This window comes from Paraburkholderia ultramafica, from assembly GCF_902859915.1.
GTDB lineage: Bacteria > Pseudomonadota > Gammaproteobacteria > Burkholderiales > Burkholderiaceae > Paraburkholderia > Paraburkholderia ultramafica.
Window position 1 is genome coordinate 1 of sequence record NZ_CADIKK010000121.1, and the last position, 2,514, is coordinate 2,514.

General features: G+C 57.7%; 2 protein-coding genes. One reads left to right on the forward strand and one right to left on the reverse strand.

Annotated elements, in window-relative coordinates:
- Window positions 1-84 precede the first annotated feature (84 nt).
- Window positions 85-375, reverse strand: coding sequence for a hypothetical protein (locus tag HV744_RS36390; protein ID WP_175154061.1), 291 nt, complete (start codon window positions 373-375; stop codon window positions 85-87).
- Between the two features lie 564 nt (window positions 376-939).
- Here HV744_RS36390 and HV744_RS36395 point away from each other — a divergent pair.
- Window positions 940-2,361, forward strand: coding sequence for an alkaline phosphatase family protein (locus tag HV744_RS36395; protein ID WP_175154062.1), 1,422 nt, complete (start codon window positions 940-942; stop codon window positions 2,359-2,361).
- The last annotated feature ends 153 nt before the right edge of the window (window positions 2,362-2,514 follow it).

Here is a 2,514-nt window from a genome sequence, read left to right on the forward strand (position 1 = left end):
GGTCGTCTACGGTCGACTGCCGGTGGGATCGAGGGGCCGCAAATGAGCTCCCTCTAGTGATATGAGCTCCGTTGTCCGCAGGTGCTAGTCACTATGCGTTGCCTCGTAAAAACCCAGGCCGGTAAGGAAGCGCTCAAATTTTTCGACGGATTCTGGGATTTGCCACTTGCTGAGAATGATACCGAAGCACGCGCCATCGGTGAGGCAGATGGCGATGGCAACATCATTATCGTGCTGGTCCAGTTCCGAGCGCAAGAACTTCAAAGCGCGTGCGACGTTTCCGGGACCACCTTCGAATGTCCCTACGGATGTTCCAATGGCGATGCGCGAGAAGCCGTAGAGGCCTATGAGCCTCGTAGGCGTAGGCATTTTCACGGGCGGAATCCAATTAGTTGCGCGTCAGCCAACTACATCACCCGTGGCGCGAGGTTCGGTCTCCCACCAATTTTTAAGGAGCTGCTCTCCATGAACATTTCGTGACTGCGCGCAAGATTGCTTGACTTGCCTGAGTGACGATCTATGACTAATCGTGGTCGTTGCGAGGAGTGACAGGTGCTGAGCTCAATGAGCGGCGGGCGAGCGGCTTTCATTGTGAGACCAGCGGCGCAATGCATTCGCATGTCGACTGAGTATCAGCATTACTCGCCCGAGAACCAGAAGCGCTCGATTGCAGAATTCGCCGCCGCCCACAAGATCTCCATCGTCGGACCTACGAAGACGCCGGAAAGAGTGGCGTCAGCCGGAATCGTATCTGCGATGACCATCTCCTCGAATAAGTCAGCGTTTCCTTAGCGAATGTGTACTTTGTAAAGAGCATAAATCAGGCAGCAACTGGCGTTTTGATGGCGGTAACCCGCGTTGCCCCACCCCGATTTGCCTGTCCCTGGCCTTTCAAGACCCGGGCTCACGGGCAACAATGTGTCCTCTTCGGAGAAGCCAATGGCAAATATTGAGCACTTTGTGGTTCTCATGTTGGAGAACCGATCTTTCGACCACATCTTTGGACTCCGCCAAGGCGTGAACGGGATAAAGGACTCTCAGGGAAATCCGGTCTTGGTGAATGTGGACGACGGCGGGCGCGAGGTTCCAATCCAAGGGGGCGCCCCGTTCTCCATTCCAACCAAGCACGGGCGCGGACCGTTCCACAACGTAGTGGATGTCAACGAGCAGCTGTTCGGTGATAAGGAAGCCCAAGGCCAGGCGAAAGGAAGTGGCTTCGTCTCAAGCTACCGCGAAGCTCTTGGACAGGACACGCGGGGCGACTTCACCGACCAGGACGTGGATGTCGTGATGAAGGTTTTTAGTCCGACCGACCTGCCCGCGATCAACGCGCTCGCTGATCACTTTGTGCTTTGCGAGCAATGGTTCTGCGAAGTACCGGGTCCAACCCATCCCAATCGCCTGTATGTCCACGCGGGCACGTCGGAAGGATTCGCCCACAACGTCTTCAAGCGGCCGTTCGACTCGCTCACGATCTACGAGCTGGTCGAGCGAGCAGGTAAGACCTGGGCGGTCTACGACTTTGATCTCAACGAGGTCAAGAACTTTACCAGGCTGGCGAACAAGATGGAGAATTTCCGCCGCTTCAAGCCGCGGTTCGCCCAGGACATCGAGAAGGGGGAGTTGCCGAACTACTCTTTCATCGTGCCGCGGTTCAACTCCACGCACTATGCGCCACAGAACGATCAGCACGCACCCGCAGACGTCCGTTGGGGTGAGCAGCTCATCGCGGATGTCTACGACGCCCTCCGCGCACATGACGAGACGTGGGGCAAGTGTGCGCTCATCGTGACATATGACGAGCACGGCGGCTTTCCGGACCATGAGATTCCGCCAGGAGCATCAAACCCCGACGACATCGACTCGCCGCGCCCCGACGACAACGGCGGCAATCATCATCCGCCCGAGTTTAAGTTCGACCGCCTGGGCCTCCGTGTGCCGGCACTAATCGTTTCACCGTGGGTTGAGAGGGGCATGGTGTGCAAGGACAAGCTGCAGCACACGTCGATCCTGAAGACCGTGCGTGAGGCGTTCGGGATCGAGAAGTCATTGAGCAAGCGGGAGGAGGAGGCCACCTCATTTTCCCATTTATTCATCGAGACGACAGTCAGGACTGACGCACCGCAAAAGCTGCCGCGACCGAAGATGACTCAACTCGCGCCGGCCACGCATCATGCGAATCCAGGCAACCACATGCCGGACGACTTGCAGACCGAGATGCTGGACGGGCTTCTCCAGGCAACTAGGCTCAGTCACCCGGAGGACGAGGACACGCCGGTGGAAACTCCTCCCACGCAAGCCGAAGTCTCTGCACTCGCGCACCAGCGATGGGCTCGGCATGAGAAGTGGGTGAAGAGCTAGTCGTAAGGGTTTGACCACGAAGAGCGCCTATGTCCTGCAGGGCATAGGCGCTTTTGTATTGACCGCTAAACCTTGGAAACAGCCGTCACGCCAACCCAAGCACGTAGGTGCTTCGGGTCGAGTAGTGACATCCGCATCCGGCAGAGGACGGCC

Excerpts from the sequence above, each read along its gene's own strand:
- HV744_RS36395 (WP_175154062.1), top strand. The coding sequence starts at position 940 with ATGGCAAATATTGAGCACTTTGTGGTTCTCATGTTGGAGAACCGATCT.